Source organism: Gryllotalpicola sp. CP2-P1, from assembly GCF_057512245.1.
This window is the reverse complement of record NZ_JBLRDT010000161.1, coordinates 1-5,691: the sequence shown is the minus strand read 5'-3', so window position 1 is coordinate 5,691 and position 5,691 is coordinate 1. Positions and strand designations below refer to the sequence as shown.

Below are 5,691 nucleotides of genomic sequence, written 5' to 3'. Positions count from 1 at the left end.
CTGCAGGCTGCGGCATCCGATCATCACGCCGCCGCGGTGCTGCTCGCGCACACGCTCGACGACCAGGCCGAGACGGTGCTTCTCGGGCTCGCGCGCGGGTCGGGCGCGGGCAGCCTGCAGGGGATGGCGGCCGAGGCGGGGCTGCATCGGCGGCCGCTGCTCGGCATCCGTCGGGCGGCGACGCGCGCGTTCTGCGCGGACTCGCGCCTGACCCCGTGGGACGACCCGCACAACCTCGACCTCTCTTATGCGCGCGTGCGCGTGCGCGAGCGCGTGCTTCCCGTGCTCGAGAGCGAGCTCGGGCCGGGCGTCGCCGAGGCTCTCGCGCGGACCGCCGAGCAGCTGCGTGAGGACAACGACGCGTTTCAGCAGATGATCGACGAGGTCATCGAAGACATCGTCGAGCACGTCGAGGCAGGCATCGGCATCGCGGTCAGCGCGCTCGAGGCGAACCCGCCGGCGCTGCGCGGGCGGATCGTGCGGTTCGTCGCGCAGTCCGAGTTCGGGGTGGCGCTCACCCGCGTGCACGTGCAGGCGGTGCTGCGGCTCGTGACCGACTGGCGCGGGCAGCAGCCGCTCGACCTTCCCGGCTTCACCGCCGCGCGCGAGGGGCGGCTGCTCGTGCTGCGGTCGACTCGCTGAGGCATCCGGCCCCTCGAACAGCAAATAGGCTTTTCGCATGCTGCCGGAAGACGTCGAATCCGACCTGTCCCGAGTCCTCTACTCAGAAGCCGAGATCAAGGACAAGCTTCGTGAGCTCGCCCGCCAGATCGAGGCGGACTACGAGGGGCGCGACCTGCTGCTCATCGCCGTGCTCAAGGGCGCGGTCATGGTGATGGCCGATCTCGCCCGCGAGCTCCACCGAGACGTCGAGATCGACTTCATGGCGGTGTCGTCCTACGGCGCGAGCACCCACTCGAGCGGTGTCGTGCGCATCGTGAAGGACCTCGACATCGATCTCGCCGGCCGCAACGTGCTCATCGTCGAGGACATCATCGACTCGGGCCTCACGCTCGACTGGCTGCGCCACAACCTGCAGTCGCGCAACCCTGCCTCGCTCGAGATCTGCGCGCTGCTGCGCAAGCCGACAGCGGCCAAGGTCGACATCGACGCGAAGTACCTCGGTTTCGACATCCCCAACGAGTTCGTCGTCGGCTACGGCCTCGACTACGCCGAGCGCTATCGCAACCTGCGCTCGATCGGAATCCTCGCCCCGCACGTCTACAGCTGAGGTCCCTGATCGGCTGCTCGAGGCTCGCGCTGGTCGACTCGGCGAAGCCGCGCCGAGACGAGGCTCGCGCTGGTCGACTCGGCGAAGCCGAATGGAGACCCGAGATTCTTCGACAGCACAGGCTGTTCGTGGCGTCAGTACTCCACCGATCGGGGGAGCCGCTGGCCAGGCATCCGCCGTGCTCGGTCACTGTGGCCGCATGCCGTTCGTCTATATGCTCAGATGCTCCGACGGGAGCTACTACGTCGGGTCGACTCGGAACCTCGACGACCGCATGACGCAGCACTCATCTGGCAAGGGCTCTGCTTACACGAGCAAGCGGATGCCTGTCGAGTTGGTGTGGGCGGAGGAGTACGAGAGCGTCGCCGACGCGTATGCCATGGAGAAGAAGATCCAGGGATGGAGTCGGGCAAAGCGCGAGGCGTTGATTCGCGGTGACTGGGGTGAGGTGCACCGCAACACGGGGAACAGGCGACAACTCAAGAGGAAGCGTTCGAGCGGCTAGGCCGCGGCCTGGTCTCCATTCGGCTTCGCCGAGTCGACCCGCGGCGTTCGGCTTCGCCGAGTCGACCCGCGGCGTTCGGCTTCGCCGAGTCGCACTGCGGTGACACATAGAACGCCTGCGGCGAACAGGGAGGTGCCGCCCAGATGTCAGGGCGTAACCTCGTAGCACCATGAATCTCAAGAAGCTCTTCCGTGGGCCGATTCCTTATATCGTTCTCGCGGGCATCATCGTGTGGATCGGCATGAGTGTTTTCACCATGTCCGGTTTCAAGGAGATCACCACGCAGAAGGGCCTTGAGCTGCTTGCCGACGGCAAGGTCCAGTCGGCGCAGATCATCGACGGCAATCAGCGCGTCGACCTCGTTCTGAACCAGCCCGACGGCGACAACGGCGACCACGTGCAGTTCTATTACGTGAACCAGCGCGGCGCCGACGTGGTGAAGGCGGTCGACAACGCCGACCTCTCGAAGGGCTTCGACGACAAGGTTCCGCAGCCCAGCATCTGGGGCTCGGTGCTCGGCTTCCTGATTCCTGTGCTCGCCATCGGCGCGCTGTTCTGGTTCATGCTCGCGGGCATGCAGGGCGGCGGAAACAAGGTCATGCAGTTCGGCAAGAGCCGCGCGAAGCTCGTCTCGAAGGAGAGCCCGAAGGTCACCTTCGACGACGTCGCCGGCGCCGACGAGGCCATCGAAGAGCTGCAGGAGATCAAGGACTTCCTCAAGGAGCCGGCCAAGTTCCAGGCCGTCGGCGCCCGCATCCCCAAGGGCGTCCTGCTCTACGGCCCCCCTGGAACCGGCAAGACCCTGCTGGCCCGCGCCGTCGCGGGCGAGGCGGGCGTGCCGTTCTACTCCATCTCGGGTTCCGACTTCGTCGAGATGTTCGTCGGTGTCGGCGCGAGCCGCGTGCGCGACCTGTTCGACCAGGCCAAGCAGAACGCGCCGTCGATCATCTTCGTCGATGAGATCGACGCCGTCGGCCGCCACCGCGGCGCGGGCCTCGGCGGTGGCCACGACGAGCGCGAGCAGACGCTGAACCAGCTGCTCGTCGAGATGGACGGCTTCGACGTCAAGACGAACGTCATCCTCATCGCGGCGACCAACCGCCCCGACATCCTCGACCCCGCTCTGCTGCGCCCCGGCCGCTTCGACCGCCAGATCGGCGTGGACGCGCCCGACCTTCTCGGCCGCAAGCGCATTCTCGAGGTGCACGGCCGCGGCAAGCCGCTTGCGAAGTCGGTCGACCTCGAGGTCGTCGCGCGCAAGACGCCCGGCTTCACCGGTGCGGACCTCGCCAACGTGCTGAACGAGGCCGCGCTGCTCACCGCCCGCTCGAACGCGCAGCTGATCGACAACCGCGCCCTCGACGAGGCGATCGACCGCGTCGTCGCCGGCCCGCAGCGCCGCACCCGCGTCATGAAGGACAAGGAGAAGCTCATCACGGCGTACCACGAGGGCGGCCACGCCCTCGCCGCCGCCGCGATGCGCCACACCGACCCGGTGACGAAGATCACGATCCTGCCGCGAGGCCGGGCGCTGGGCTACACGATGGTGCTGCCCCTCGAAGACAAGTACTCGGTGACCCGCGAGGAGCTGCTCGACCAGCTCGCCTACGCCATGGGCGGCCGCGTCGCTGAGGAGATCGTCTTCCACGACCCCACGTCGGGTGCCGCGAACGACATCGAGAAGGCCACGGGCATCGCCCGCCAGATGGTGACCGACTACGGCATGAGCGCCGACATCGGCTCGGTGAAGCTCGGCCAGTCCTCCGGCGAGATGTTCCTCGGCCGCGACATGGGCCACCAGCGCGACTACTCAGAGAACATCGCGCAGAAGGTCGATGCCGAGGTGCGCGCCCTCATCGAGAAGGCACACGACGAGGCATACCAGGTGCTCAACGAGAACCGCGAGATCCTCGACCGACTGGCCGCCGAGCTCCTCGAGAAAGAGACCCTCGACCACAACCAGATCGCCGAGATCTTCGCCGACGTGAAGAAGCTGCCCGAGCGCCCGCAGTGGGTGTCGAGCCCGAACCGGCCGCTGCCGAACATCCCCCCGATCGAGATGCCGACCCCCAAGGCTCCCATCGACCCGGGTGTGACCGACGGCGGAATCGACAGCAGCTCGCGGCCCCGCCGCAGCCCCGGAATCAACCCGCGCCCCGCGACCGCGTAAGGCAGCGGCGTGAGCGGCATTGACCGTGCGCGCGTCGAGGCGGCCGTCACCGAGCTGCTCGCTGCGATCGGCGAGGACACCGCGCGACCCGGGCTGAGCGAGACGCCCGCCCGGGTCGCGGATGCCTATGCCGAGTTCTTCGCCGGCCTCGGCGCCGACCCGCTCGAGCCGTTGCGCGAGACGATCCCCGTCGGCGACGTCGAGCCCGAGCTCGTCATCGTGCGCGACCTCGAGTTCCGCTCGGTGTGCGAGCACCACCTGCTGCCGTTCCTCGGCCGTGCCCACCTCGCGTACCTGCCCGCGCAGAAGGTCGTCGGCCTCGGGCGGCTGCCGCAGCTCGTCAACGTGCTCGCGGCGCGCCCCCAGCTGCAGGAACGGCTCACCGAGCAGATCGCCGACAGCCTCGTCGAGGGGCTCGACCCTCGCGGCGTCGTCGTCGTGCTCGATGCGCAGCACCAGTGCGTCACGACCCGCGGTGCGCGGCAGGTGCACTCCTCGACCGTGACCGTCGCGAGCCGCGGCGAGCTCGACGACCCCGTGCGCCGCGCCGAGGTCATCACGCTGATCGGGGGTCTCCATTCGGCTTCGCCGAGTCGACCCGCGGACGTGTTGCCGAGCGGACCCGCCGCATCGGGGGCGGGGGAGTGACGCTCGTCATGGGCGTGCTCAACGTCACGCCCGATTCGTTCAGCGACGGCGGCAAGTGGACCTCGGTCGAGGCCGCGGTCGAGCACGCCGCCGCCCTCACCGCAGACGGCGCCGACCTCATCGACGTGGGCGGCGAGTCGACCCGCCCGGGCGCACCCCGCGTGCCGGTCGACGAAGAGCTCGGCCGGGTGCTGCCAGTGATCAGGGAACTCACGGCCCGAGGCATCCGCACCTCGATCGACACCATGAACTCCGCGACCGCGCGCGCCGCGATCGAGGCGGGCGCCTCGTGGATCAACGACGTGTCGGGCGGCCAGGCCGACCCCGAGATGCTGGGCACCGCCGCCGAGCTCGGCTGCGGCTACATCCTGAGCCACTGGCGCGGTCACAGCGCGAACATGAACGCGCTCGCGAGCTACGCGGATGCCGCGACCGACGTGCGCGACGAGGTGAGGGCACAGGTCGACCGGGCGCTCGACGCGGGCATCCACGGCTCGCGCATCGTCGTCGACCCGGGTCTCGGCTTCGCGAAGAACCATGAGCACAACTGGCGGATCCTCGCCAGGCTCGACCTGCTCGAGGAGCTCGGATTCCCCGTGCTCATCGGCGCCAGCCGCAAGCGCTTCCTCGGCGCACTGCTGCCCGACGACGCGCCGGTCGCCGACCGCGATCTGCCGACCGCCGTGATCAGCGCGCTCGCCGCGCGCGACGGCGTGTGGGGCGTGCGCGTTCACGACGCCGCCTCTACGCGCCTCGCGCTCGATGTGGTCGAGCAATGGAAGGCTTTCTCCTGATGGCTGATTCGATCACCCTGACCGGACTCGCCGTGCGGGCGAACCACGGCGTCTTCGATTTCGAGCGCGAGAACGGGCAGACCTTCGTCATCGACCTGACGGTCTGGCTCGATCTCGCGCCCGCGGCGCGCGGCGACGAGCTGGCGGCGACCGTGCACTACGGCGAGCTTGCCGAGGCCGTGCACGCCGCCGTCGCCGCCGACCCGGTCGACCTCATCGAGACCGTCGCCGAGCGCGTGGCCCGCGTCGCGCTCGCGTTCCCCGCTGTCGACCGCGTGCGCGCCACGGTGCACAAGCCCGATGCGCCGATTCCCGTGCCGTTCGACGATGTCGCCGTCACGGT

Annotated in this window: 7 protein-coding genes; all 7 read left to right on the top strand. The window is 69.0% G+C overall.

Going from position 1 to position 5,691, the window contains the following annotated elements; translation table 11 throughout:
- On the top strand, positions 1–642 hold a 642-nt coding region (locus ACM2XV_RS11590), incomplete at its 5' end, for a tRNA lysidine(34) synthetase (protein ID WP_487027031.1).
- A gap of 37 nt (positions 643–679) precedes the next feature.
- The gene (hpt, locus tag ACM2XV_RS11585) at positions 680–1,231 is read left to right on the top strand and encodes a hypoxanthine phosphoribosyltransferase (RefSeq protein WP_344776768.1); all 552 of its coding nucleotides are present in this window, start codon (positions 680–682) and stop codon (positions 1,229–1,231) included.
- A gap of 199 nt (positions 1,232–1,430) precedes the next feature.
- Complete coding sequence (locus ACM2XV_RS11580; RefSeq protein WP_487027030.1) at positions 1,431–1,736, top strand: GIY-YIG nuclease family protein; 306 nt, start codon at positions 1,431–1,433, stop codon at positions 1,734–1,736.
- Between the two features lie 169 nt (positions 1,737–1,905).
- The gene (gene ftsH / locus ACM2XV_RS11575; protein WP_344776763.1) at positions 1,906–3,906 is read left to right on the top strand and encodes an ATP-dependent zinc metalloprotease FtsH; all 2,001 of its coding nucleotides are present in this window, start codon (positions 1,906–1,908) and stop codon (positions 3,904–3,906) included.
- A 9-nt stretch (positions 3,907–3,915) separates the two neighbouring features.
- Entirely contained in the window at positions 3,916–4,554 is a 639-nt protein-coding gene (folE, locus tag ACM2XV_RS11570) for a GTP cyclohydrolase I FolE (RefSeq protein ID WP_487027029.1), read from the top strand.
- The gene (gene folP / locus ACM2XV_RS11565) at positions 4,551–5,348 is read left to right on the top strand and encodes a dihydropteroate synthase (protein WP_344776761.1); all 798 of its coding nucleotides are present in this window, start codon (positions 4,551–4,553) and stop codon (positions 5,346–5,348) included. Before folE ends, folP begins: the two co-directional genes overlap by 4 nt.
- A partial coding sequence (folB, locus tag ACM2XV_RS11560) for a dihydroneopterin aldolase (RefSeq protein ID WP_487027028.1) occupies positions 5,348–5,691 on the top strand: 344 nt, incomplete at its 3' end. The genes folP and folB, both read left to right, overlap by 1 nt.